This window comes from Micromonospora maritima (genome assembly GCF_902825405.1).
Classification (GTDB): domain Bacteria; phylum Actinomycetota; class Actinomycetes; order Mycobacteriales; family Micromonosporaceae; genus Micromonospora; species Micromonospora maritima.
The window spans coordinates 1-619 of the sequence record NZ_CADEAU010000974.1 but is presented as its reverse complement, the minus strand read 5'-3'; the positions used below and the strand labels follow the sequence as shown (position 1 = coordinate 619).

Sequence of the window (619 nt, the reverse complement as noted above, 5' to 3'; positions counted from 1 at the left end):
GTCGGCGGCCTGCTGCTCCCACTGGGCGTAGTGGTCGGGGTAGGCGGAGACCTGGACGGTCTGGGCGGCCTCGGTCAGCGGCATGTCCCGCCAGCCGTCGACCTGCTTCAGACCCTTCAGGAACGCGGTGGTGGCGTACTCGGGGTCGGTGATCTGCTCGACGGTGCCCCAGCCGGAGGAGGGGCGCTGCTGGAACAGGCCCTGGGAGTCGTGGTCGTTGCGGTCGCCGAGGTGGCCGAGGTTCTCCAGCTTCGACTCCTGCAGGGCGGTGGCGATGGACACGACGGCGGCGCGTTCGTCCATGCCGGCCTTCTTGGTGGCGGCGATGATCGCCTGGGCGTTGGCGGTCTGCTCGTCGGTGAGGTCGATGTGGGACTGGGCGCCCTGCACGCCGTGCGGGATCAGCGCGGCGGTGTCGAGCCGGCTCTGCACGGCCACCGCGCTCTCGCGCGGGGCGGGGGTGCCGTCCTGGTGGTGGAGGGGGCCGGCGGCGAGGCCACCGGCGACGGTCAGACCGGCGATACCGAGGATGCTCTTACGCAGGATCGTGTTCATCAGGAGGGCTCCGTTCGGGGGTCGACGCGCCGGGGGTGGACGCGCGAGCAGCCGTCAGGCGCTC

At 72.1% G+C, this 619-nt stretch carries 1 protein-coding gene; it reads right to left on the bottom strand.

The annotated features are described in order from the left end of the window. Positions 1-555 (bottom strand): hypothetical protein (locus HUW36_RS33915; protein WP_174531707.1); only part of this gene is annotated, 555 nt, incomplete at its 3' end. Between the last annotated feature and the right edge of the window lie 64 nt (positions 556-619).